General features: G+C 33.8%; 22 protein-coding genes. 2 read left to right on the top strand and 20 right to left on the bottom strand.

Features of this window, described 5'->3' with window-relative positions; all coding sequences use genetic code 11:
• Window positions 1-1,245 precede the first annotated feature (1,245 nt).
• From AC0L5Q_RS02300 to AC0L5Q_RS02205, 20 genes are all read right to left on the bottom strand, one after another.
• Window positions 1,246-2,061, bottom strand: a complete 816-nt coding sequence (locus AC0L5Q_RS02300; protein WP_473614103.1) for a hypothetical protein — start codon at window positions 2,059-2,061, stop codon at window positions 1,246-1,248.
• A gap of 463 nt (window positions 2,062-2,524) precedes the next feature.
• Window positions 2,525-2,815: a hypothetical protein gene (locus AC0L5Q_RS02295; RefSeq protein WP_473614102.1), complete on the bottom strand. Its 291-nt coding sequence runs from the start codon at window positions 2,813-2,815 to the stop codon at window positions 2,525-2,527.
• Window positions 2,816-3,969: 1,154 nt separating this feature from the next.
• Window positions 3,970-4,194 (bottom strand): hypothetical protein, encoded by a 225-nt coding sequence (locus AC0L5Q_RS02290; protein WP_473614101.1) that lies wholly within the window; start codon window positions 4,192-4,194, stop codon window positions 3,970-3,972.
• A gap of 1,455 nt (window positions 4,195-5,649) precedes the next feature.
• Window positions 5,650-6,003 carry a hypothetical protein gene (locus AC0L5Q_RS02285; RefSeq protein WP_473614100.1) on the bottom strand — a complete coding sequence of 118 codons (354 nt, stop codon included), beginning with the start codon at window positions 6,001-6,003 and terminating at the stop codon, window positions 5,650-5,652.
• A 124-nt stretch (window positions 6,004-6,127) separates the two neighbouring features.
• Complete coding sequence (locus tag AC0L5Q_RS02280; RefSeq protein WP_473614099.1) at window positions 6,128-6,967, bottom strand: lysostaphin resistance A-like protein; 840 nt, start codon at window positions 6,965-6,967, stop codon at window positions 6,128-6,130.
• 1,229 nt (window positions 6,968-8,196) lie between these two features.
• Window positions 8,197-8,577: a hypothetical protein gene (locus tag AC0L5Q_RS02275; protein ID WP_473614098.1), complete on the bottom strand. Its 381-nt coding sequence runs from the start codon at window positions 8,575-8,577 to the stop codon at window positions 8,197-8,199.
• A 128-nt stretch (window positions 8,578-8,705) separates the two neighbouring features.
• On the bottom strand, window positions 8,706-9,053 hold the full coding sequence (locus AC0L5Q_RS02270) for a hypothetical protein (protein ID WP_473614097.1): 348 nt from the start codon (window positions 9,051-9,053) through the stop codon (window positions 8,706-8,708).
• A gap of 809 nt (window positions 9,054-9,862) precedes the next feature.
• Entirely contained in the window at window positions 9,863-10,261 is a 399-nt protein-coding gene (locus tag AC0L5Q_RS02265) for a hypothetical protein (protein ID WP_473614096.1), read from the bottom strand.
• A 122-nt stretch (window positions 10,262-10,383) separates the two neighbouring features.
• A complete protein-coding gene (locus AC0L5Q_RS02260; protein ID WP_192022262.1) occupies window positions 10,384-10,743 on the bottom strand; it encodes a hypothetical protein in 360 nt (119 codons plus the stop codon).
• Between the two features lie 685 nt (window positions 10,744-11,428).
• A complete protein-coding gene (locus AC0L5Q_RS02255; protein WP_473614095.1) occupies window positions 11,429-11,569 on the bottom strand; it encodes a hypothetical protein in 141 nt (46 codons plus the stop codon).
• 384 nt (window positions 11,570-11,953) lie between these two features.
• A complete protein-coding gene (locus AC0L5Q_RS02250) occupies window positions 11,954-12,502 on the bottom strand; it encodes an NAD(P)H nitroreductase (protein WP_473614094.1) in 549 nt (182 codons plus the stop codon).
• A 66-nt stretch (window positions 12,503-12,568) separates the two neighbouring features.
• Window positions 12,569-12,892 carry a hypothetical protein gene (locus AC0L5Q_RS02245; protein ID WP_077341969.1) on the bottom strand — a complete coding sequence of 108 codons (324 nt, stop codon included), beginning with the start codon at window positions 12,890-12,892 and terminating at the stop codon, window positions 12,569-12,571.
• Window positions 12,893-12,915: 23 nt separating this feature from the next.
• Window positions 12,916-13,815: an ABC transporter ATP-binding protein gene (locus AC0L5Q_RS02240; RefSeq protein WP_473614093.1), complete on the bottom strand. Its 900-nt coding sequence runs from the start codon at window positions 13,813-13,815 to the stop codon at window positions 12,916-12,918.
• Window positions 13,812-14,633, bottom strand: coding sequence for an ABC transporter permease subunit (locus AC0L5Q_RS02235; protein ID WP_473614092.1), 822 nt, complete (start codon window positions 14,631-14,633; stop codon window positions 13,812-13,814). The genes AC0L5Q_RS02240 and AC0L5Q_RS02235 overlap by 4 nt, the downstream gene beginning before the upstream one ends.
• Before the next feature lie 102 nt (window positions 14,634-14,735).
• Window positions 14,736-16,007 (bottom strand): GGDEF domain-containing protein, encoded by a 1,272-nt coding sequence (locus tag AC0L5Q_RS02230; protein ID WP_473614091.1) that lies wholly within the window; start codon window positions 16,005-16,007, stop codon window positions 14,736-14,738.
• A gap of 1,037 nt (window positions 16,008-17,044) precedes the next feature.
• Window positions 17,045-17,719: a DUF3334 family protein gene (locus tag AC0L5Q_RS02225; RefSeq protein ID WP_473614090.1), complete on the bottom strand. Its 675-nt coding sequence runs from the start codon at window positions 17,717-17,719 to the stop codon at window positions 17,045-17,047.
• Window positions 17,720-17,847: 128 nt separating this feature from the next.
• Window positions 17,848-18,498 carry a DUF2959 domain-containing protein gene (locus tag AC0L5Q_RS02220; RefSeq protein WP_473614089.1) on the bottom strand — a complete coding sequence of 217 codons (651 nt, stop codon included), beginning with the start codon at window positions 18,496-18,498 and terminating at the stop codon, window positions 17,848-17,850.
• 130 nt (window positions 18,499-18,628) lie between these two features.
• Window positions 18,629-20,011 carry a hypothetical protein gene (locus tag AC0L5Q_RS02215; protein WP_473614088.1) on the bottom strand — a complete coding sequence of 461 codons (1,383 nt, stop codon included), beginning with the start codon at window positions 20,009-20,011 and terminating at the stop codon, window positions 18,629-18,631.
• 119 nt (window positions 20,012-20,130) lie between these two features.
• A complete protein-coding gene (locus AC0L5Q_RS02210; protein WP_473614087.1) occupies window positions 20,131-20,493 on the bottom strand; it encodes a VOC family protein in 363 nt (120 codons plus the stop codon).
• A 5-nt stretch (window positions 20,494-20,498) separates the two neighbouring features.
• The gene (locus AC0L5Q_RS02205) at window positions 20,499-21,710 is read right to left on the bottom strand and encodes an EAL and HDOD domain-containing protein (protein ID WP_473614086.1); all 1,212 of its coding nucleotides are present in this window, start codon (window positions 21,708-21,710) and stop codon (window positions 20,499-20,501) included.
• Between the two features lie 224 nt (window positions 21,711-21,934).
• Here AC0L5Q_RS02205 and AC0L5Q_RS02200 point away from each other — a divergent pair, with 224 nt between their 5' ends.
• Entirely contained in the window at window positions 21,935-22,288 is a 354-nt protein-coding gene (locus AC0L5Q_RS02200; RefSeq protein ID WP_473614085.1) for a hypothetical protein, read from the top strand.
• A complete protein-coding gene (locus AC0L5Q_RS02195) occupies window positions 22,281-25,352 on the top strand; it encodes an immune inhibitor A domain-containing protein (protein WP_473614084.1) in 3,072 nt (1,023 codons plus the stop codon). The genes AC0L5Q_RS02200 and AC0L5Q_RS02195 overlap by 8 nt, the downstream gene beginning before the upstream one ends.
• The last annotated feature ends 90 nt before the right edge of the window (window positions 25,353-25,442 follow it).

The raw sequence follows: 25,442 nt of genomic DNA, 5'->3' as shown, positions 1-25,442 counted from the left end.
AAAAGTCTCTTTAAAAAGGCAAAGCTTATTAGTGACTATTGAAAAACTACAATAGCGAAACCCGTAGCAGCGTTTACAAAAGTAAGGTTGATCACAATATTTTTAGCTAAACCAACCATACTATTTGAGTGCATATAACGCCCAATTAATGGGCTTTTATTGCTGGCTATAATTGCGAGGAACGAGCACAGCCAGCTGTAAAAGTCCCGTTGAATTGCTTGTTATATGCCTGATAAATCTAAACATAAATACACAAGCAACTAGTAAAAACCGGTAGTAATAAACGCACTATAAATTGAGCTACCCACAAATGCCAGAACGAAATAATAGCTTTGCCAACAAAAGTCTCTTTAAAAAGGCAAAGCTTATTAGTGACTATTGGAAAACTAGAATAGCGAAACTCGTAGCAACGTTAACAAAAGTAAGTTTGATAACAATATTTTTAGCTAAACCAACCATACTATTTGAGTGCATATAACGCCCAATTAATGGGCTTTTATTGCTGGCTAACATTGCGAGGAACGAGCACAGCCAGCTGTAAAAGTCCCGTTGAATTGCTTGTTATATGCCTGATAAACCTGAACATAAGTACATAAGCAACTAGTAAAAGACGGTAGTAATAAACGCACTATAAATTGAGCTACCCACAAATGCCAGAACGAAATAATAGCTTTGCCAACAAAGTCTTTTAAATAGGCAAAGCTTATTAGTGACTATTGAAGAACTAAAATAGCGAAACTCGTAGCAGCGTTTACAAAAGTAAGATTGATAAAAATAATTTTAGCTAAAGCACCCAACTACATGAATTGCATATAACGCCCAATTAATGGGCTTTTATTGCTGGCTAAAATTTGCGAGGGACGAGCACAGCCAGCTGTAAAAGTCCCGTTAAATTGCTTGTTATATGCCTGATAAACCTGAACTAAAATACAAAAGTCAGAAGTAAAAGACGGTAGTAATAGCCACACTATAAATTGAGCTACCCACAAATACCAGAACGAAATAATAGCTTTGCCAACAAAAGTTTTTTAAATAGGCAAAGCTTATTAGTGACTAGTGAAAAACTACAATAGCGAAACTCGTAGCAGCGTTTACAAAAGTAAGGTTGATAACCAAATTGTTAGCTAAGCACCCTGCTTCATGAATTGCATATAACGCTTTGCTAAGCGGCTAAAAATGGCTGGCTACAATAGCGAGGAACGAGCACAGCCAGCTGTTTGTGTCCGTTTAAGCAACTTGTTAGTGCTACACTTTTTTATCTAGCATCAAAGATTCATTTTTATTTGTAAGTTTCAATCCTGACTTGTTGTAAGAAATAAAATCAAATGAAGTCTTATTTTTTAGAGCTTTAATATCCGACTCGATAGAGTTTTCCATTTCAGTTTGAACATTAGAATGAACTTTAAACATTTCTTCATTTGTTTCTTTAATTGTTTTCTCTAACGCTTGCATTACGCTACCCAGAGCAGGGATCTTACTTAACTCACTCCACATGTAGTTTTGCAGAAAGGTAACTAAAAACTCCCAAGCTCCGTTTACTGAAAAGTATGAACCATCTTTACTCTTTTTCAAAGTAGAAATTACTTTTCCAAGACCTTTAACCATTAACCGACTATCTAATTCATCACTACTTTTAAGTTCTTCTAATATTTTTATTATTTCTTCAAATAATTCAGGTAAACGGCTTTGAGATTTATAATGTTCAAATATAGAGTCAAAATCAAACGCATCTTCTGATGGATCACCAAAGACCCATTTATGATTTTTTATAATTGCCATATTATCAACTAAATATGTAATTAGCTGATGTGAGTCATGTACTCCTTTGATATACCTTTGTAAAGCCAAAGTAACATCGGAAACCCAAGATGGGCGGTCTCCTTCAGCTGTTGCAGATTCTAAATCTTTTGATTTTTTAAAGCTTGATTCAGCATTTTCTTTTTTTCCTGATGAATTTACAGTCACCAATGACTTTACCAAATCATCAAGTGAACTTATTAAATCATTATGTCTTTCACTAACAAAGCGTATGAAAACCTGATAACTTTCACTAGAATTCAAAAAATACTCCTGTAGCACTAACGCCTCATTCAGAGGCTAAAAATTGTTGGCCAAAATAGCGAGGCACGAGCAACGGCCAGCTGTTTTTAGTCCTTTGCAATGCCTTGTTATATGCCTGATAAACCTAAACTTAAAACACTTAAGTTAGAAGTAAAAGACGGTAGTAATAACCGAACTATAAATTGAGCTACCCACAAATGCCAGAACGAAATAATAGCTTTGCCAACAAAAGTCTTTTAAATAGGCAAAGCTTATTAGTGACTATTGAAAAACTAAAATAGCGAAACTCGTAGCAGCACATAAAAAAGCAAAAGTTAGTAACTAAATTCTTAGCTAAACCACCTTACTACATGAATTGCATATAACGCCCAAATAACAGGCTTAAAATTGTTTGTTAAAATTTTGAGGAACGAAAAACAACAAACTGTTTTTAGTCCTGTTAATTTGCTTGTTATATGCCAATTTACTCTGAAGTTTCAAATTCGAAACCACCAAACTTTTTAGCTAAACGATTATAAACAAAAAAGAATAAACGCTGCATCAAATAAAACATAACACCATAAAATATAGGCGCTAATGCAAAAAATAAAAATGGAAAGCTCGGCATTGTATTTCCATTAGATGTTTCAATCTCTGGAACCAAGAAAAAAAATAAAATACTAATAACGCTAAACGGTAACATCAAAACAAAAAAAGTAAGTGCGATGATCTTACTCGATTGATGCGAAGAAAATGATTTTATTTGAATTTTCACCTAAATCTCCATGGCATATAACGCCCAATTAATGGGCTTTTATTGCTGGCTAAATTTGCGAGGAACGAGCACAGCCAGCTGTAAAAGTCCCGTTGAATTTATTGTTATATGCCTGATAAACCTAAACTTAAATACACAAGCAACTAGTAAAAGACGGTAGTAATAAACGCACTATAAATTGAGCTACCCACAAATGCCAGAACGAAATAATAGCTTTGCCAACAAAGTCTTTTAAATAGGCAAAGCTTATTAGTGGCTATTGGAAAACTATAAATAGCGAAACTCGTAGCAGCGTTTACAAAAGAACGTTTGATAACAATATTTTTAGCCAAACCAACCATACTATTTGAGTGCATATAACGCCCAATTAATGGGCTTTTATTGCTGGCTATAATTTGCGAGGGACGAGCACAGCCAGCTGTAAAAGTCCCGTTGAATTGCTTGTTATATGCCTGATAAACCTGAACATAAATACACAAGCAACTAGTAAAAGACGGTAGTAATAAATGCACTATAAATTGAGCTACCCACAAATACCAGAACGAAATAATAGCTTTGTTACATTACGAAGTAATAAAAACAACAAAGCTTATTAGTGACTATTGGAAAACTATAAATAGCGAAACCCATAACAGCACATAAAAAAGTAAAAGTTAGCAACTAAATTATTAGCTAAACCACCTTACTACATGAATTGCATATAACGCCCAATTAATGGGCTTTTATTGCTGGCTAAAATGTTGAGGAACGAAACAGCCAGCTGTAAAAGTCCCGTTGAATTGCTTGTTATATGCCTGATAAATTTAAACTTAATTACTGAAGTTTAAAGTAAAAGACGGTAGTAATAAACACACTATAAATTGAGCTACCCACAAAAGCCAGAACGAAATAATAGCTTTGTTGCATTACGAAGTAATAAAAACAACAAAGCTTATTAGTGGTTATTGGAAAGCTATAATAGCGAAACCCGTAGCAGCATTTACAAAAGTACTTTTAATAAAAACAATTTTAGCTAAAGCAGCCTACTACATGAATTGCATATAACGCCCAATTAATGGGCTTTTATCGCTGGCTAAAATTGCGAGGAACGAGCACAGCCAGCTGTAAAAGTCCCGTTGAATTGCTTGTTATATGCCTGATAAACTTTAACTTAATTACTGAAGTTCAAAGTAAAAGACGGTAGTAATAAATGCACTATAAATTGAGCTACCCACAAATACCAGAACGAAATAATAGCTTTGCCAACAAAAGTTTTTTAAATAGGCAAAGCTTATTAGTGGCCATTGAAAAACTATAATAGCGAAACCCGTAGCAGCACTTAAAAAAGTACGTTTTATCACAACATTTTTAGCTAAACCAACCATACTATTTGAGTGCATATAACGCCCAATTAATGGGCTTTTATCGCTGGCTAACATTGCGAGGAACGAGCGCAGCCAGCTGTAAAAGTCCCGTTGAATTGCTTGTTATATGCCTGATAAACCTAAACATAAATACACAAGCAACTAGTAAAAGGCGGTAGTAATAACCACACTATAAATTGAGCTACCCACAAATGCCAGAACGAAATAATAGCTTTGCCAACAAAAGTCTTTTAAATAGGCAAAGCTTATTAGTGACTATTGAAAAACGATAATAGCGAAACCCGAAGCAACGTGTACAAAAGCACCTTTGATAACAATAATTTTAGCTAAACCAACCATACTATTTGAGTGCATATAACGCCCAATTAATGGGCTTTTATTGCTGGCTTATAATGTTGAGGAACGAAACAGCCAGCTGTAAAAGTCCCGTTGAATTGCTTGTTATATGCCTGATAAACCTAAACATAAACACACAAGCAACTAGTAAAAACCGGTAGTAATAAACACACTATAAATTGAGCTACCCACAAATGCCAGAACGAAATAATAGCTTTGTTACATTACGTAGTAATAAAAACAACAAAGCTTATTAGTGGCTATTGAAAAACGATAATAGCGAAACCCGTAGCAGCACTTACAAAAGTAAAAGTTAATAACCAAATTGTTAGCTAAAGCACCCTACTACATGAATTGCATATAACGCCCAATTAATGGGCTTTTATTGCTGGCTAAAATTGCGAGGAACGAGCACAGCCAGCTGTAAAAGTCCCGTTGAATTGCTTGTTATATGACTGATAAACCTGAACTAAAACACATAAGTCAGAAGTAAAAGACGGTAGTAATAGCCACACTATAAATTGAGCTACCCACAAATGCCAGAACGAAATAATAGCTTTGTTACATTACGCAGTAATAAAAACAACAAAGCTTATTAGTGACTATTGAAAAACTACAATAGCGAAACCCGTAGCAGCGTTTACAAAAGTAAAAGTTAACAACCAAATTATTAGCTAAAGCACCCTACTTCATGAATTGCATATAACGCCCAATTAATGGGCTTTTATCGCTGGCTAAAATTGCGAGGAACGAGCACAGCCAGCTGTAAAAGTCCCGTTCAATTGCTTGTTATATGCCTGATAAACCTAAACATAAATACATAAGCAACTAGTAAAAACCGGTAGTAATAAACGCACTATAAATTGAGCTACCCACAAATACCAGAACGAAATAATAGCTTTGTTACATTACGAAGTAATAAAAACAACAAAGCTTATTAGTGACTATTGGAAAACTATAATAGCGAAACCCGTAGCAGAACTTACAAAAGTAAAAGTTAACAACGAAATTATTAGCTAAAGCACCCTACTACATGAATTGCATATAACGCCTCATTAAGAGGCAAAAAATTGTTGGCCAAAATCAGCGAGGCACGAGCATGGCCAACTGTTTTTTGTCCTTTTGAATGACTTGTTATATGCCCCATTCGACAGCACTTACGCCATCGATGTTTTTAATAATAGTCTCGAGTTGTTCTTTAACTTTGAACTCTGCTGATCTGTCAGCTTTACCAAATATTTTTTTAAGAAATGGAACCCTCTGCTCTGGCCAAATTTGCCATAACGGAACTACCGTTTCTTCGTCGTTTTTACCCATGAAAATATCAACAAAATCGCCTTCGACATTTATTTCAATGGAATACATATAATCCGAGTCAATAGGTTCTTGAGGATTGAAGCTTAACTTTTTTAGTTCTGAGTGCACATACTCAGCTAAAGTTTTTGAAGAATCAAACTTGTCTGTTTTGAAATATAAATTTTGATTCATGCACAATCCTTTAAGGGCATATAACGCCCAATTAAGGGGCAATAATGTAGCTGGCTAAAATGTTGAACGGAGTGAAAACAGCCAGCTGTATTTTGTCCCGCTTCAATTTCTTGTTAGAAGCCTTTTATTGCCTCAGAGTTATAACCCACTGAGTAACCCTATCATCTATATATGAGGAGTAAGTATCTAACGTTCTTTGATAAAGTAGACAATTATTCGAAAGTTCACTAATAGGTTTATCTGTACTTTTTTCAATCCCGGTATCATATCTTCTTCTCAAGAAATTTAAATGCTCTGACTCATGATACAACCTAATTAAATCGGGGTACTTTTTATGAAATTTTTGTATTGAAAGGTTAAAGTTTTCTTTATCTTTTGATGCGCATAGCTCATACGGTAATTCTGTGAGGTTATATACTTCCTCAATGATCATTTTTTTATCTGATTCTATAAATATAAAATACGAAAATAAAACAACTGAAATATTCCAAAGTATATGACTAACCGCTGTTATAAGTACCGCCCATAATTGGCCGTGCTTATAACGAACAAACTCAAAAATTAACACTAGAGAGGTTATCAGCCCAATTGTCGTAATAAAATTGGTAAACGAACTGGTTAAATGTGCGAGATTAAATAGTACAGCAGTTAGCACTACTGAAAGAGTAACACTCTTAAATCCTCTCCTTAAAATATTTTGTAAAAAAAATTGAAATATAATAGTTTCGACTATCGGGGCGATAAATGAAAAATACTTAAATTTAAATAAATCCAACTCATTAAATCTATTGGTAATATTTAGAGTTAATACATCAAAAAAAACTAAGGTATATGAACTAATCAATATTATAAATAGCCAACCAAATGATAAATACAGTACGAAAGGTATAAAATTATTTATGCCTGTGTTTAATATTCTATTGATATGTATTAATTTATTTAGTTTTCTGTCTAGTGAATACATTTACCATCCTTAGTTTACAGGAATACACCTATGTTTGAGAGGCTTCTAACGCCCATATTAACGGGCAAAGTAAAGCTTGCCAAAATAGCGAGGAACGAGCACGGCAAGCTGTACGTGTCCCAGTTCAATTGCTTGTTAGATGGTAACTCAGATAAACACTAAGCGCTCGAGCCAACATAACCATAAGCGTAAAATCAAACACAAAATAAAATAAAAAAATCACCTTAACTTGTGCGACAAACCTTAATCTTAAGTAAAGTTGCTTCAAGTAAAAGACACTACTTACGCAACTTTACTTAAGATTAAGGATTAAAAAGAAGCTTAGCACGCGTCAAGGGATTTTAAATAGAATTTGTTGTTTGGATAAACTCAACGCTTATGCTGTAGAAAAGCGGCAATACTCCTTCTTTCCACAGATCCCTTAGCAAATGAATCCTTTTGTTACCATATAACGCCCAATTAATGGGCTTTTATTGCTGGCTATAATTTGCGAGGGACGAGCACAGCCAGCTGTAAAAGTCCCGTTGAATTGCTTGTTATATGCCTGATAAACTTTAACTTAATTACTGAAGTTCAAAGTAAAAGACGGTAGTTTTAAATGAACTATAAATTGAGCTACCCACAATTGCCAAAACGAAATAATAGCTTTGCCACAAAAGTCTCTTTAACAAGGCAAAGCTTATTAGTGACTATTGAAAAACGACAATAGCGAAACTCATAGCAACGTTTACAAAAGTAAAAGTTGATAACCAAATTGTTAGCTAAAGCACCCTACTTCATGAATTGCATATAACGCCCAATTAATGGGCTTTTATTGCTGGCTATAATTGCGAGGGACGAGCACAGCCAGCTGTAAAAGTCCCGTTGAATTGCTTGTTATATGCCTGATAAATCTAAACTTAAATACAAAAGTTCAAAGTAAAAGACGGTAGTAATAAATGCACTATAAATTGAGCTACCCACAAATACCAGAACGAAATAATAGCTTTGTTACATTACGAAGTAATAAAAACAACAAAGCTTATTAGTGACTATTGAAAAACGATAATAGCGAAACCCGTAGCAACGTTTACAAAAGTACTTTTGATAACAATATTTTTAGCTAAAGCACCCTACTACATGAATTGCATATAACGCCTCATTAAGAGGCAAAAAATAGTTGGTTAAAATAAGCGACGAAGGAGCAAAAACCAACTGTTTTTGTCCTGCTTTAATGACTTGTTATATTTTCAGTTCACAGCAACAGGTACGTTTATAGATATACCACACCCATCTCCGTAACTAAAAATTAAGTTATGCTTTTCAATAGCATCGGCTTTAACGAGGAACCACACTTTAGCCTCACCTTCGTCTTCAAATATTTTTAGTGCGGAATAAAACGCTGGATTATTTTTATCACCTATAATCATCCCGGCTAAATTAAATGGTTGCCCGTCAATCTCTTGAGGAATTGAAACTGAAATACTGTATGTGCTTTCATTTAACTCACTATTTATTTTAAATTTACTCGCATAGGCAGCATCCCATTTTGCATTTTGTTCTTCAGTTTCAACACAACTTGTTGCACTGGCAAAGAATGAAAAGAAATATAATGCTAATAGAATTCGCATACTCGACCTGCTTTGAAAATATAACGCCTCACTAAGAGGCAAATAATAGTTGGTTAAAATAAGCGACGAAGGAGCAAAAACCAACTGTTATTTGTCCTTTTGAGTGACTTGTTATACGTACAAGCCACCTAACCAGTCGTTAGATTTTTGTACAGTATATTATGAAGAACATCCAATCCGCGTTCATTGGATAGATCTTCGACTACTTCGTTGCATGATTTAGCAAGAGTATGTTTCCAGTCATGAAATTCTGGGACTAGTGCCGCATCAATTTTGTTTTTAGAATACGCAAGGCGAATTGCGGCTTCCATACCATTAACTTTAGACATTAAGTAAAACCAGTGTTCTCGTTCAATTTTACTTTCTCCATTTTTAGCAAGATCACTGCACGCTGCTTTAGCATAATCCCATTCAGCAGCATTTGTTAACCCTGAGGAAATAAAAGTGAGAAAGATAAATATAATAGATTTATGCACTAATCCTCCCTGTACGTATAACGCCCAATTAATGGGCTTTTATTGCTGGCTATAATTGCGAGGAACGAGCACAGCCAGCTGTAAAAGTCCCGTTAAATTGCTTGTTATATGCCTGATAAAACTGAACTTAAATACAAAAGTTAGAAGTAAAAGACGGTAGTAATAAACGCACTATAAATTGAGCTACCCACAAATGCCAGAACGAAATAATAGCTTTGCCAACAAAAGTCTTTTAAATAAGCAAAGCTTATTAGTGACTATTGAAAAACTATAATAGCGAAACTCGTAGCAGCGTTTACAAAAGCACCTTTGATAAAAACATTTTTAGCTAAACAAACCATACTATTTGAGTGCATATAACGCCTCATTCAGAGGCTAAAAATTGTTGGCCAAAATAGCGAGGCACGAGCAATGGCCAGCTGTTTTTAGTCCTTTGCAATGCCTTGTTATATGCCTGATTAACTTTAACTTAAAACACATAAGTCAGAAGTAAAAGACGGTAGTAATAAATGCACTATAAATTGAGCTACCCACAAATGCCAGAACGAAATAATAGCTTTGCCAACAAAAGTCTCTTTAACAAGGCAAAGCTTATTAGTGACTATTGAAAAACCACAATAGCGAAACTCGTAGCAGCGCATTAAAAAGTAAAAGTTAATAACCGAATTATTAGCTAAACCACCCTACTTCATGAATTGCATATAACGCCACGTTAAGCGGCAAAAAATTGTTGGCTAAAATTGTGAACGGAGTGAAACAGCCAACTGTTTTTTGTCCGTTTGAACGCCTTGTTAGTTTGTGGTTTACACCTAACTATACTCTTGTAAAACAGCCACATAAACATTAAGAGATGAAATATAATATTTATTTTTTCTAGAAAGAAAACACCAAATCTTACCAGATGCTTCAAGTTCAGACCATGGGATAAATATCTCTTTAACCCAAAAGAATAGAATCCCGCCTTTAATAAATAAGCCATCTTGGTTTGATGAAGTTAACATACCATTAAAGTAGTTTTTCTTTTCATTCTCAAGCCAAATATAAACCATTTCAGATTTGTATTTTTGATTATCCGATTCAAGAACTACAGAAAAGTTATCTCGTATTTTATTAAGAGAAATACTTTTTTTGGTCTCCATAAATTGCATGGTATAAGCAAAACCAAAAAACACTGCAAAAGATATAATTACAAAAGTGAGACTTATCATGACTAGTTTAACTTAACTCCATTTAGCAAACTAACGCCCTGTTAAGGGGCTTATAATAGTTGGCTAAAATGTGAAGCGAAGCGAAACCAGCCAACTGTTAGAAGTCCCGCTTGAACAGCTTGTTATGTGTAAATTTTTAGCTGAACTTTGCCGTTTATAATTTCTAAGTTACCAAACTCACCAACAACCTTAAAGCCTTGATTTGTCTTAATTAACGAATCTATATTGCCATAATCAAATGAACCATTTATATCTTTGATTGGTTTAACACTACTTTGTTCAGCAAGCCCTGAATATGAAGTAAAACCCGTAAATTGAATTTCACATTTACGGTAGCAAGTATATTCATCAGGTTTTGGACTTAGATAATGAGGCGAATCAGGCCAAATGCTAGCCTCAATTTTGAATGTGATTTCTGTGTCATTTGAACTCCAACCGAGAACAAACGAGTCATTGAAATCTATACCTTTGAAAATATCCATATACTCGACGATATCCGTTTACACATAACGCTTTGCTAAGCGGTAAAAGTTGCTGTGGTATAGTGAGCCGAAGGCGAACCACAGCAATTTTTATCCGCCTTGAGCAACTTGTTATGTTTTTATACATTAAAGAATGTTAATAGTAAAACTTACCCCTAAAGATAAAACAACTAATCCTAATATTACAATAATGACCTTGCTTGGTATATATGCAACGGGATGACGATATTTTTGGCGATGGCCAAATACGCTTGTATGTGTTTTAACTCCATAAGGCGAAAAAACTGTAAAGAAACAAATCGAACCAACTGCAATAGAAAAACCTAACCAACTAAAGATATTAGTAATAGAAATTTCAGGTAATTGAAATAAGCAGATTATAAAAATTGCTAATACGATTACCGGTAATAGAATAATCCTTTTCATTATTTAAAAATAGTTACTCTAAGTCGGGAAAACATAACAGCTTATTAGTTTGCAAATTTCCCGCTTTCCACAAAACATTTACAAACAACTTTAAAAACCTAGATTATGTCACTTTAATCGAAATATCAACAATATAACTTTTTTAAGTACGCTAGCAGCTGTATGAAAGAAGGAAAAAACCCTGCTTTGTTGTAGAAAGCGAGAAATACAGAGTGCTGTATATAAAAACAGTATCCATTTTGCAAGTTCTAATTTTATTTTAATCCTGATTTAAAACATTAAGTGCTTTTAGTTTCTTCTCAAGTTTATCTATTTTAGTCATAGATATTAAACCAAAAGCAAACCCAGCAACGCCCATCGACATTCCCATCACACCGAAGATAAAACCTAAATTTTCCATACTATAATCCTTTTAGAAGTTAAAAATAATCAACACAACTTTCAGCCAATATACTATTAGAATATAAAAACCACCAAAGGTTTCCCACTACGCGAACAGTATTAACGTAGTCTGAAATTTTTATTTATCAGTAAGTAGTGCTTTTATTATTAGATAGGCACTCATTGTTATACCCTAAATTTTTATATATGTGGTGATCATGAAACGCTATGATCTTAATAGATAAAACAAAGCTACAATATTTTGTAAGAGTTAACACTGAGTTTAGCTGAGAGATTTGAAGACTAGCAAATTGTAGAAGAATTCATGTTAAATAAAATAATTTAAGCCGTTTAAGTAACTAATAGTTCATTAGCTACTTAAACTTAAGAAGTAACTATAAGATTAGTTTAAGTAAGTTACATGGCTTTCGTAAGGTTTTACTGGTTTTGTGGGTAATTGTTTTTTCTCTGTACCTATATATAAAAACCCAACAATGTCGTCTTGTCTGTTAATGTTTAACGCGTACTTAACCGAATTATTGTAACTTAACTCCCCTGTGCGCCATACAGCACCAAAGCCTAAACTATACGCCATCATTTGCATGGCATGTACACTACAACCTGCTGCAACGAGCTGTTCTTGCTGAGGCACTTTATGTTCTTTATATTGGGTGCTAACCACAATAATCATAGGCGCTCTAAACGGCATTTTGCTGGTTTTTTCTATTTTTGCAGCGTCGTCAGTATCAATTTTTACCGCGTTTACAAAGTGTTGGCTCAATGTGTTTAAGCCTTCTCCTTGTATTACCGTAAAGTGCCATGGTGTTAAACAGCCATGATCAGGCACCCTCATACCAGCACTTAATATATGGTGTAAATCATCACCTGCTGGTGCGGGTTCACAAAGATGAGGATTAGATTGACGATTTAATAATAATTCAAGACTATTCATAATTAATTTCTTTTTAAGTTACAATTCTACAAGTTACATCTATTTCATTTAATAAGGTAAGTATTACTATTTCAAATACTTAACCAGTAATTCAGCAGCAACTTTAGGATTAAGTTCATTAAGTGCTATTTGATCCACCAGATCAATATTGTCTTCAATAATATTGCCTAAGCCAATACCAACTATGTCAGTATTGGCATCAAGTAAAACAAATATTAATCGATTCTTAGAGGCTATAGCATCTACGGTTACGGCATCAGCTTCTAAGCCTTTATTTCTAAGGGCTTTATCCATTAATCCAACCGATGTATTTATGCCAGTGTTTTTTTGAATAAACAAGTCTGTGGCTTCTGCAATTAGCTCATAAAGTTTTTGTGTATTAGGTTTCATATCTTTCGTATATTTATTTGTTTTTAGAACAATTGATTTTCAAGGGTTTTACCATTTACTAACTGTGAATACACCCAATTTTGTTCGTGGCAATATTTTAAAAAAGTAATATCAAAAGGTTCAGTATTGTCTAGTTGGGTGTAGCTAATAAGATATTCTTTACCTTGCAACTGAGATACGTTTTGTACAGACGGCAACATAGATACTTCTTTTACAAAGCTATCTGAGTGTTGCTTCATACGTAGCGTTAAATAATTAAAATCATCTTTTGACGTTAGTGTTTGATGCTCTTTTAATTCACCATTTTCAAGATACAACACCTGATCACATAAACGTTCTAGCTCACTTAAATCGTGCGAACTTAGCACAAAAGTAATTTCGTTTGATAAATTTGAGATAATTTCACGAATATCTTTTGCATGTTTAGGATCTAATCCCGCAGTCGCTTCATCTAAAATAACTAATTGAGGCGAACCTATAAGTGATTGCGCTATGGCAGCACGTTTACGCATACCATGAGAAAGCTCTAAAGGTTTTACTTTGTAGTTGTCTTCAAGGCCAACCATATCGAGTACTTTATGGGCTTCAATAATGCTTTGCTTAGTGCTAAAGCCTTGCAGTTGAGCATAAAATTTTAATTGGCTTTCTATTGAATATTTGGGATCTAATTGAGCATCTTGTGGTAATGCACTAAATGTTTGATTAACGGCTGCAATACTAGGTGATTCACCTAAAATAGATACATTACCGCTATCATAAGGAATATAACCACATAAAATACTAAAGAGTGTTGTTTTACCGGCTCCGTTCGGCCCAACTAAAGCAACAGGTTCACCTTTATTTATTTCAAAGTTTACATTTTTCAACGCATGTTTGTTGCAATATCTTTTATTTAAGCCTTCGACTTTAATTAATAAACTCATAGTGATGACCTTTTAAAAATAAATTGCGCTAATGCCAAATAAACAACAGTTTGTGTTAGAGGAATAATATAATTATTAACGTAATGACTTTCAAAACCTACAACAGATTCAATTTGTTCACCTGGAAATAAATAAAACAAAAATGATAAATCCATAACAAAACGAGTCATTAAATTAATGATTATTGCAGAGCCTATATAAATTAAAAAATACACTATTAATGACATTTTAGCTGATTTAACAAACACATTAATCAGCGTCATTCCCGCAATAAAAGGTAAGCTAATAATAATAAGTTTCAATAAAATACTAAAAGACAAAATCAATGAACCAAAACTCACCGTTTGTTCATTGAATAATGAAAAAAGTAAGCTAGCAATTAATGTAATAAATATAAGAATAGCGAGGATGAGTACTTGCCCTAAAAATCGACCATAAAGTAATTCTGGTCGACTGGTTCTTAGTAAAATAAAGCGTAGCGTACCGCGTTCACGGTCAGAACAAGTTTGATCACATGAAAATAAAATTGCAAATGTAGGTAATAAATAAGCTGAAATAATCCAATAAATACTTAATTCAGGTAATTCCCACTCCAAGAGCGCTAACAAGTTTAGTTTCCCAAACGCTTGTTGAGCAAGGTCTTTAAAACTTTCAGAAGTTATAAACTCAGCCGCAGACCCTATAACATAAGTAAAAATTAAAAACCAAAGACATGAAAAAGCAGCAAGAACAATCAGTCCGCGTTTAGACGCAAATAGCCGAGCTAATTCAAAAAAAGTGATAGTCCAAACACGTGAACTACTGAAATGAGATAACATCCGTATCCTTAACTTAAAACATAAGATTTGAATGCTATCATATAGATTATAAAAGCTTTTAACAGATTAAATATTATATTTTTTTTGTAAAATATAAAAACATTACAATGTTTCATGAGACCAATGCTGGCTATTATAATAAGAATCATCTGATGCAAACTGTATTGTATTTTTACCTTTGTGTTTAGCAACATACATGGCTTTGTCACTCGCTAAGGTTAGAGCCTCAATATTAAAAACTTGCTCCGGACAAGAAATTCCAATTGAACAAGAAAGTTTGACGGGATTATTACCTATATCTCTTATAGATCGAATACTGGTTCGTATTTTATTTGCTTTGTTTTTCATATCGTCATGTGAGCTGCTTGACGTATATACGTAAATAAATTCGTCCCCGCCTAACCGACAAAGAATATCAGTATTACTTGCTTCTAACTTTAATACAGCGGTAACCTTTTGTAATAATTCATCCCCTACTTTATGTCCAAAACGATCATTAATTTGCTTAAACCCATCTAGATCAATAAACATAACCGCTACACTACTTACTGGAATACAATGCTGCTGCAACCACTGTTCAGCATGGCAATCTAACCAACGTCGATTATATAATCCTGTTAAGCTATCAAGCCAAGCCATCTCTTCAAGTTTTTCTTGCGCGTTAGATACTTTTTCTTTTTCATTTTGAATAGCCCAAATAGTAAAGCCATAAATAAGTACCACTTGGCAAGCAAACTCAATAATTCCGAAAATCCCAAGATAGCGATAAAATAGCCCGCCAAACAGCATATCTATACTTGCGATAACATATACGCTCCATGAAAGGCCGTAGGTAAGCATGGCGTATGCAAATATTTTAGGCCCAGACTTGGGATCATCTTTAAAAAATTGAATTGTTTTTATCGCTACCCAAGAGGAAACCACAAGGCAGAATAAACTTCTCAATCCAACACGTGATATATAACGCTCTTGCCATTGCTCAGGTGAATTAAAAGAAAATGTCATACCTACAGAAAAAGCAATAATAATTAAAGCAACTAACCACCAATGAAATTTAACTTTATGTTTACTTTTCATTGTTAAGCAACCCGCAAGTAATAAGACAGGTCCGCTATATCCAAAAACTTGAGATAACCCCGTACATACAATTAATGACCAATGTTCGTGAATCCCTTGAACTCTCATAATCATCGTTAGGCCACCAAAAAATGTATAGCCCGCCATCATAAACCAAGCCATAGCCCAGTATTTTTGATAAAAATACCCCATTTGAGTATTCAAAGCATAAAGTAATCCCGAAGCAAAAAACATAATAAGGCTAACGGATAGTATGGTTACTGATAAAAAAGCAAAAAGAGGTTCAATAGTCAGCATAACTATAAATCTAAAACTTATTTTTGAGGTTATTCTCTGAGTATAGGTTTGTAATAGATTTAGTCAAATCATATAAATTTTATACAATTACATAGAAAAGCATTAGAAAAATCGACAATTAATTGGAAGTAACAGGAGCACTACAGTCTAATTAACAACAATAGTTAACTACAGTGGACACGAGGTTTTATTCAAGAGGTTTATTGTTTTGAACTTCTCTGATTTTTCCTCTGTGGCACATCTCTGTGATTAAAAATATTTTATCTTTTCAGAAGTTACTATCAGCCAATTACACGAATTACCCTGATTAAAAATAACTAACCACAGAGAACACTGAGGGGCTTCGCCCTACACCGAGAAGAGATTTTTTATTTTATATAATTCGTGAAATTAGCGTAATTCGTTGACAATATTTTTAAAACATCAACAAAGTATTTTAACCTTCTCTGTGTGTGCGAAGCACAACTCCGTGTTCTCGGTGGTAAAAAAGAGCTATCTTTTCATAAATAACGACCAGCTAATTACACGAATTCCCCTAATTAAAAACAACTAACCACAGAGAGCACTGAGGGCCTAAGTCCTACACCGAGAATAGATCGGTAAAGAAAGTTTTTATTGCTCTGAATAACTCGTGAAATTAGCGTAATTCGTTGACAATATTTTTATAACAACAAAGTGTTTTGAACTTCTCTGTGTGTGCGAAGCACAACTCCGTGTTCTCAGTGGTAAAAAAGAGCTATCTTTTCATAAATAACGACCAGCCAATTACACGAATTACCCTAATTAAAAACAACTAACCACAGAGGGCACTAAGGGCCTAAGTCCTACACCGAGATAAGATCAGTAAAGAAAGTTTTGATTGCTCTGAATAACTCGTGAAATTAGCGTAATTCGTTGACAATATTTTTAAAACAACAACAACAAAGTGTTTTGAACTTCTCTGTGTTGTGCGAAGCACAACTCCGTGTTCTCGGTGGTAAAATGTTTTTCAGTCAGCAACTCCCCTAATTTTAAACAATAAGGAGGTTGTACTGATGTTAAAACCCCAACTCAGCCATAAAGCTATCATCTGCTGAATCAACAATATCAACTTTTTTGATTGTATTTTGTTCTTGTGACAACGCTATAATATCGTCTGGATCTACTTCTTCTTCCAGTTCAAAATCATGTAACTTAATAAACTCCGTTTTATCCATTGCTAACTCAAGGTAAAAAATATTATTGTTTTTCGTCGTAAAAGTAACACGGTAAGCTTGTGGCTTATCCATCACCGTATCAACTGAAAGATTAACAGATTTACTAATAACCAACATTTTAGGCTGGCTTTGAGTAATATTTGTTTGAAGCTCGCTGCGCACTTTACTAGTGAAACCGCCAACGATTTGATTCATCAACTCACCTAAAACATTAGCAACATCGTCAGATAAATGAGACTTGGAAATTTCTGATTCAGGCATTCCCATATTTGTCATGTAATCTTTATAAACTTCTACCGCTGCTGCGGCTGTAAAATTATTAACAACAATACCGTTAAATCCACCATCGAATAAAACAAAACAACCAACATCAGGTCTTAAACAAGTACGACTGATTTTTTGTACCATACCTGAATATGTGATTTTATTTCCCGTCGCCGTAGAGAGAATATTTGATACTGATTGACATAACATAACCAGAACATCTTCAGTGTTTATCGTTTTATTTTTTCTCACTTTTATATTCCTCAAGAAATATTGATTTAATCGACTATAACAGTTTCGCAACCTAAATCATTAATTTATATTTAAAAAAAAGCATTAATCAACGATTAATGCTTTTTGAAATACCAGAAAAATAAATATTAATTATCTTGTAAAAGGTCAATAAACTTCTGAGATTGGCTGATAGATTTACTCATTTCATCTACAAGTATCGCTACGTCTTTTTGTAGTGTTTTGTATTCGCCTTGCAATGCGCCTATAGCTCGTGCATTTAAATTATGTTTTAAATAAAGAGTATTATCCTTAAGGGTAGCTAAAACAGGATCCATTTTACTTTTAGCTTTATACATAGACTTAATTAAAGCGTTATATTGGCGTTGCGTGCTTTTTAATTTAGCTTGGCTCTGTCTTTTTAGACTCGCGCTACTGTATTGTTCAATTTCATTTTGCCATTCATCAAATAGTGCTTCTGACACGCTTTCTATCGATTCAATTTTACCTGTAACTTCTTCAGCCGCCGCTTTACTTGCTTCATACTGTTCTTCCGTTATTTCATATTGTTCAGCTAAGTCACCACCATCAAATGAAATAAGTGTAGAGAGTTGTTCAAGTGCTGATTTAAATTGCTCTTGTGCCTCTTGCTGTGCAGTTTGAGCGCCTTCAACTCTATCAAGCATAATATCACGTTTATGCACACCCACTTTTTCCATTGCAGAGTAATATGCAGATTGGCAAGCAGTTAAGCTAATAAATAAAAATGCTAAACCGATATATTTATATAATGTTTTCATTGAAGTTGCCTAATTCTCTGTTTATTGATGCATAAATATCAAGATTATAACTTTATTTAGACATTATAATGTTAATTTTTTGTAAATTACCAGTCTAAAAACGTGAAACTAACGATCGCAGTGCTAATAATTACTTTATTTCCGAAAGACTTCCTTCAGTTCCAACGGTTTCAATATTAATAATTTTTGAACGGTTCATCGTGATCTTAATTCGTTGCAAGTAACGCTGCTTATTATTTTTTTGTACTAATACCATATTGAGTTGGTATCGCTTTTCTACCCCTTCACTTGATACCTTGTTACCTTCAAAACTATATAATCGCCCTTCCCCTCTTCGTAAATATCGAACAAAAGGAGTTAAATTAAAAATAATTTGATTTTGTATTTCTTCATAACCTGGTAAAAAAGCTTTAACGGTAACTTTTGAGTCGCACTTAAAATGTAAAAGATGTGCATCGAGCTTGTTTTGTTGCCTTCTTTTTTGAAATAGCTCATCTACATCTTTAGGAAGATCGGTATTCTTTATATATTCAAGCCACACCGTTTGAATCGATACTTTAGCTTTAGTTAAACTATTTGAAAAAGTGTGCCTCCATTTAGGTCGACCTCTTTGTATCATTCGCCAAATTGCACTGGTGATTTCGTCTTTAAATGTTTCTCGAACACCATAAATAAAACCTAAAAACGCAATAAGTACAACAGTGACTTCGGTAAAGGCAGTACGAGCGCTCAGCACTATATACATAACAAATGCCATAATAATGGCCGTTACAGAGCCCCGTACTAAACGTTTAAGGTTTACGTTTAAATGGGTTGTTTTTTTAGAAAACACAACACCGTATTCACCTAAGCGTTGCAACAACTGCATTTTATTAGTAATTCTATTTGGATCTTCCAGTGTTACCGTAGAATTATATTTTTTATCAATTCTATAATTAGACTCATTTTTACAGAGTTCAAATAGTTTATTTTTCTGCTCTAAATGCTCTGTAGATTTTGGACTTTTAGATAATAACCTTAAAAAAGACTGCTCTGTTTTCCAGCTTAAAAAGTTGTCAATGTTCTCAAAGTAAGAACTTAATTTTGTGTCTGGTGGTGTATATCGTCTTAATTTTTTAAGTAATGACTCTGTTTGTTTGGCAACATCAATAGCTCTTTCATAAAATTCATCAACATCAGTAATTTTAAGGGTATGTTTTATATCTGTTTCTATTGCAACACGCAGTTGATATGAAAAAAGATTTAAATTACTACGATAATCACTTTGCTCACCCTTTTGTTGACTGACAAATCTACTACGTACTAAAGGTAGATGTAAATTTTCAGAAAAGTAAGCACTGTTAAATGAAAGACTACTATAAAAAAACTGCTCTTCGGTTAATGTACTTGCGCTAATACCCATTTCTTCTGGAATTGAAATGTATAAATCTAGTTGTTGAAACTCTTGAGGAAGTAATCTAAAGCTAGTTTTTATCGAAAGATTCTCATCTTGAGATAATTTAATTTTTTTCAAATAATATTCCTTTTGATTGTTTGAATGAAAAAAATATAAGTGTTTTGAATTTTAAAAATAATTAAGAGGTTGTAGAAATCACACTTTATATTAATGCTATGTCAAATATAAAAGGCGATCTAATCCATACAAAAGAAACAAAGCTTGTTTCCGTCAATATCTCTTACATAAGCAGCAGGACCTTTTGAGCGAGGTCCTGGTAATCCTTCTGACGTTCCTCCCAGCTTAATCGCTAGATCGTGAAATTCAGCAATTTGTGGTACCGAATCCATCATAAAGCCTAACATAGCGCCATTTCCTGGCGTTGCTAGCTTTTCGTCAAAAGGTTCTGCGATACCAAAAAGAAAACCATCACCTCTGTAAACAACAATTCTACCGTCTGGTATCCATTTTTCAATATTTACAGATTCAAATAAAGCATCATAAAACTCAACGGCTTTACTCATGTTATTTGTACCAATAGTGGTGTACATCATTTTCATATAAATTAACTTGCCAGCTGCTGACACCATAAACTTGCATCAATAAACTCTTGATGTAGTGTTTCGCTGTTTAACTCATACGCGTTCATTTGCTCAACAATATCAACATCTTGCCCGGTAATATAATGCATAGTGAAATCAAGTAATTCCCCTAAAACACCTGAACGATTAATTAATGCGTCTTCAATAGGTTTAGCTAGCGGCATGGTTTTAACAATATCGCTAATAGGCATACCAAGTAAGACTTCGATTGAACTTAATAACCCTGTTATAAATGCATAATCACGTACTGAAGCAAATTTACTATGAGACGCAATAGATGCCATTAACTTACCTGTAATTAACGCTTGCTTAGATATTTCATCTGTTTTGTCGGTGGTTAATTTAGATAAAGCAAGTATTGCTACAAATTGTTTAAGTTTTTCTTCACCCAAGTATGCTGTAGCTTGCTTAAGTGAGGTGATTTCAACCCGAGTCCCTGTAGCAACGTTGTTTACCATTTTAAGTAAACTAACACTAAGGTTTACATCATGGCTGATAATATCGGCTATGCGCTCGTAAACTAATGGTGAATTAAAGGTCTCACTCATTAATTCAAGCATTTGAGTTTTAATAGGTGTTAATGCTTTACCTTCAATAATTTCAGGCTCGTGATAAAAGAAACCTTGGTAATAATCAAACCCCACTTCAACTAATGACAAATATTGAAATCTTGTTTCAACTCGCTCAGCAGAAATTTTTATATTAAAAGGTTTTAAGCGTTTAACAACAGCAGGTAACTGCTTAGGATTTACCTTGTCTAAATTTACTTTTAATAAATAAAGATACGGAAACAAAGCATCCCATTGTTCGCTTAAATTGTACTCTGTTAACGCTATTTTGTAGCCTTTATCAAAATAATATTTAATAATCTTTATGAGTCTGTCTGTAATTTTTTCATGGCCAACAAGTTCTATTACAATAGAGCTCTTATCAAACATTAATGGATACTTGTTAATTAAACTTTTTTCGGTAAAGTTAATATAAGCAGGTTTACCTAAACTTATAGCACTAATACTGCCATGAATATGATTTTGAATAATTAATTTAGATGTAGCTACATCTTGATCTATTTCAGGAAACTTATTATCTGGACTATCCCTGAACAATAATTCATATCCAATAGTTTTTGATTGTCGATTAAAGATTGCTTGTCGAGCTATATAAGTACTTTGCATGGCATCTAAAAATAGAAATAATATGAATAGGTTTATTCTATAGCTAAATGACTAACATTAACAATGTATTACTTAAATTTAGCTTAAAGCCTATTAAATCGTAACTTTACTTACAAATAAGCTTAAAATAAATATTATAATAAAACATTCAATTAATAACGCTGAATATTGATTATGCAATTATAATAAATGTTTAGTTATCGCTTTTTACATTAAGGAACAATATGAAGACACGGATTATAAAACCATTGATATATATATCATTTTCAATAAGTGCTATGGCTTGTCAAAATCAACAAACTAATAGTATTGAAGATACTCAAGAAAGCACAAGTGAGGCTTCAACTCTTCCCTCACTTACTAGTCCTTGTAAAAATTTCACTGCTCCACCAATTAAAGACAAAAGTAAAATTAAAGATATGTTATTTAAAGAAGGTAAAATAAATAATAGTATGACTGATGAAGAAATAACTCAGTATGTTAATGACTTTATTAAAAAGAAATCAAGTAAGTCGTGCAAACCTTCGTCGAAACAGGCAACTTTGACTCCCCTATTAGAGAAAACTCATTATGCATAAAATTTTTAAAATCTCCCTTTTAACCAGCATCGTTATATCGAGTAATTTCTCTTATGCTGAAACAATACCTAAAATTGTTACACCGACAGATCTTGGTGTAATTAATAAAGAAAGAATTGTTTATTGGTTAGAAAAACGAGGCATATTATTTTCAAATGCTACAGAAATAGAAAAACAAGAAGCGGTTAATCTTTATCTGTCAAAAAGAGCACCAGCAAATGATAGCTTTAACCGATTAAACAAACAAATATTGGGTCAACATCAAGCAACCCTTGATGCTATGTCAAATACTTCAGCATCAAAATCAAAAAATCAATTATCAAAAATCAATAGCCCTAACTTTGCCTCAGCCGATGTAAAAAACACGGTAAAAGTACTCGCTATTATGATTGATTTTCAAGACTTGAAGCATGATAACCATGGTTTAAGTGCTGGCGATACAGATATGTTTTACAATGAGTACCCTAAATCTCATTATGAAGATTTATTGTTTTCAGCTACAGGTTATAACGGCCCTTCTGATCAAAATTTACAGTCTGCCTATCAATATTATCAGCATGAATCAGGCGAAAGCCTTTCGTTTACAGGTAACACTTATGGCTGGATAACAGCAGATAACAATGCAAAATATTATGGTGCGAATAATAACGATGAAAATGATAGTAATGTAGGTGAACTCGTTATTGAAGCCGTAACTAAAGCGATAACACAGAACCAAATAGATTTAAGCGATTACGACAAAACGGATTACTTTGATATCGATAACGATGGCATCATTAACGAACCAGACGGTATTGTAGATCATTTAATGATATTTCATTCAAGTATTGGTGAAGAATCTGGCGGAGGAAATTTAGGTTCAGACGCTATTTGGTCGCATCGATTTTTTGTATTTGATGACAACAACCAACCTATAAATGTTGAAGGCTCAACCACTAAAATATTTGGTTATACCATAACACCAATAGATTCCTCTATTGGTGTAGTAGTGCATGAATTTGGACATGATCTAGGTGTACCTGACGAATACGATACAGGTAACGATGATATTGGTGCTCCCGTTCAAGCATGGTCTGTTATGGGGAGTGGTAGCTGGTTAGGAAGCCCTAGAGGATCGCAACCGGTATCCTTTAGCCCTTATGCTAGAGAATATTTTCAAACACGATATGAAGGAAATTGGATCAACCAACAAAATATCACGTTAACAGATTCATTAAACGAAACATTAACAATAAATAGCGCGACCAACCACAGTGGTGGAGTTAATCAAATAAAGATTAACTTACCTAATATTCCTGAAGATTTTGGCCAACCTTTTTCTGGTACTTACCAATATTATTCCGATAAAGGTGATGAATTAAATAATACCTTAAGGTTCAACGCCTCAATTTCTGGTAGCAACCCAGTATTAAGTATGAAAGCTAGATGGGATATAGAGCAAGATTACGATTACATTCTTGTGAAAGTAAATAATCAGGTACTTGTAGGAAATCATACAAAGGCTACTAACGAATATCACCCACAAGTAAAAAACTTTATTAGTGGTGAATCAACTAACCTCACTGGCTCATCATTACCGTTAGGTTGGGTTGATTTAACCTTTAACTTATCAAGTTTTAGTAATCAAAATGTCAATATTGAAATTGAGTATGTGACTGATGAGTCTACATCAGGCTATGGATTTGTAACCGATGATATTAAAATAACCTCTAGTACTGGCACCTTATTTAATAATGGTGCTGAAACCCTCTCTCCAGTGACGTTAAATGGCTTTAGCAGAATAACCGATAAAATAGATGGAGCTGAGCATTACTACTATGTTCAATTACGTAACCATAGCGTAACCGATTCAGCATTACCTGAGTTAGATTACGACCCAGGCGTTTTACTTTGGTATAGAAATGAAGGTGTTGAAGATAACAACATAAGTCAACATATAGGTGAAGTATTTATTGGCGTAGTTGACGCAGACCAAAACTTAATAAAACGTAATAACTCAATAATGTCCACTGAAAAACAATTACGTGATGCCGCTTTTAGTTTATACACGCAAAGCGTATCGAATTTCGATACTTCATTAACGAATAACGCTATTTTTAATGATCGAAACAACTACGCTTCACCACTTCAACCTGAATCAGGTATCAAACTCCCTACGTTAGGTTTAAATATGGAAGTTATTACGCAAGCATCTAACAGTTCAACAGCCTCTATTTTATTAACAAAAAATGAGGTGAGTAGCTTAGTAAAAACACAAAACGGATTAACTGTTAGCCTTTCAGTTACAGACGATGAAGTAACCAATAGCAGTAGTTTTATTTGGGAGATGGGCGATGGTACTCAATTAACGGGAAGTTCCATTAACCACACTTATCAAAATGCGGGCACTTATAATGTTGAGGTGTCTTATTCAACCGACAGTGGCGAAAAACAATTATCAAAATCAATTACCGTTGCTGAACCCATACAAGGTGACATCAACTTATCAGCTAGTAATACGCAGTTGAATTATAGTGCCACACTAACGGGTGGCCAAGGCAGCTTTACTTATCGTTGGGACTTTGGTGATAGCGAAGGTGTTTCAACCTTGGTTTCTGATGTTTATAACTACAAGAATTCTGGCGCATATACTGTCTCGTTAACGGTAACAGATGAAACAGGTGAATCGTTTGTTTTCAGTAAAAGTATTACGATAGACAATCCCTTGATTTCTTCGTTTACATCAACCAAAAATAATTTAATCGCAAGCTTTACGAGTAATGTGACAGGAGGAAGCAAACCCTACACTTACTTATGGGATTTTGGTGATAACCAAACAGATACTTCAGCAACACCTAGCCATACTTATGCTGCTGCCGGTACTTATACGGTGAATTTAACGATAACAGATGCTGATGATCAAACACAAACTGTGAGCAATAACATAACTGTTAGTGCTGCAACAACCGTAACGAATAATCAAAATCAAAGCAACTCAAGTAGCGACTCAGGTGGTTCGATGGGTTGGTTTATGTTTATAATTATTGGTTTGTTAGGCTGGAGAAAGCAGAAAATAAATAAATAATAATTCTTGTATCTATTTAACTACAAATTCCACCTCAAATAAAAAGGTCAGATAAAATTTTATCTGACCTTTTTGTTTTATTATTTTTAA

The sequence above is a fragment of the Pseudocolwellia sp. G5-9 genome, from assembly GCF_055808995.1.
This window is presented reverse-complemented; position numbering and strand designations above follow the sequence as displayed.

Bases quoted from the DNA above. Each gene is read 5' to 3' on its own strand.
- AC0L5Q_RS02290 (WP_473614101.1), bottom strand. From the start codon at position 4,194: ATGCACTCAAATAGTATGGTTGGTTTAGCTAAAAATGTTGTGATAAAA.
- AC0L5Q_RS02285 (WP_473614100.1), bottom strand. From the start codon at position 6,003: ATGAATCAAAATTTATATTTCAAAACAGACAAGTTTGATTCTTCAAAA.
- AC0L5Q_RS02280 (WP_473614099.1), bottom strand. From the start codon at position 6,967: ATGTATTCACTAGACAGAAAACTAAATAAATTAATACATATCAATAGA.
- AC0L5Q_RS02275 (WP_473614098.1), bottom strand. From the start codon at position 8,577: ATGCGAATTCTATTAGCATTATATTTCTTTTCATTCTTTGCCAGTGCA.
- AC0L5Q_RS02265 (WP_473614096.1), bottom strand. From the start codon at position 10,261: ATGATAAGTCTCACTTTTGTAATTATATCTTTTGCAGTGTTTTTTGGT.
- AC0L5Q_RS02260 (WP_192022262.1), bottom strand. From the start codon at position 10,743: ATGGATATTTTCAAAGGTATAGATTTCAATGACTCGTTTGTTCTCGGT.
- AC0L5Q_RS02255 (WP_473614095.1), bottom strand. From the start codon at position 11,569: ATGGAAAATTTAGGTTTTATCTTCGGTGTGATGGGAATGTCGATGGGC.
- AC0L5Q_RS02250 (WP_473614094.1), bottom strand. From the start codon at position 12,502: ATGAATAGTCTTGAATTATTATTAAATCGTCAATCTAATCCTCATCTT.
- AC0L5Q_RS02245 (WP_077341969.1), bottom strand. From the start codon at position 12,892: ATGAAACCTAATACACAAAAACTTTATGAGCTAATTGCAGAAGCCACA.
- AC0L5Q_RS02240 (WP_473614093.1), bottom strand. From the start codon at position 13,815: ATGAGTTTATTAATTAAAGTCGAAGGCTTAAATAAAAGATATTGCAAC.
- AC0L5Q_RS02235 (WP_473614092.1), bottom strand. From the start codon at position 14,633: ATGTTATCTCATTTCAGTAGTTCACGTGTTTGGACTATCACTTTTTTT.
- AC0L5Q_RS02230 (WP_473614091.1), bottom strand. From the start codon at position 16,007: ATGCTGACTATTGAACCTCTTTTTGCTTTTTTATCAGTAACCATACTA.
- AC0L5Q_RS02220 (WP_473614089.1), bottom strand. From the start codon at position 18,498: ATGAAAACATTATATAAATATATCGGTTTAGCATTTTTATTTATTAGC.
- AC0L5Q_RS02210 (WP_473614087.1), bottom strand. From the start codon at position 20,493: ATGAAAATGATGTACACCACTATTGGTACAAATAACATGAGTAAAGCC.
- AC0L5Q_RS02205 (WP_473614086.1), bottom strand. From the start codon at position 21,710: ATGCAAAGTACTTATATAGCTCGACAAGCAATCTTTAATCGACAATCA.
- AC0L5Q_RS02200 (WP_473614085.1), top strand. From the start codon at position 21,935: ATGAAGACACGGATTATAAAACCATTGATATATATATCATTTTCAATA.
- AC0L5Q_RS02195 (WP_473614084.1), top strand. From the start codon at position 22,281: ATGCATAAAATTTTTAAAATCTCCCTTTTAACCAGCATCGTTATATCG.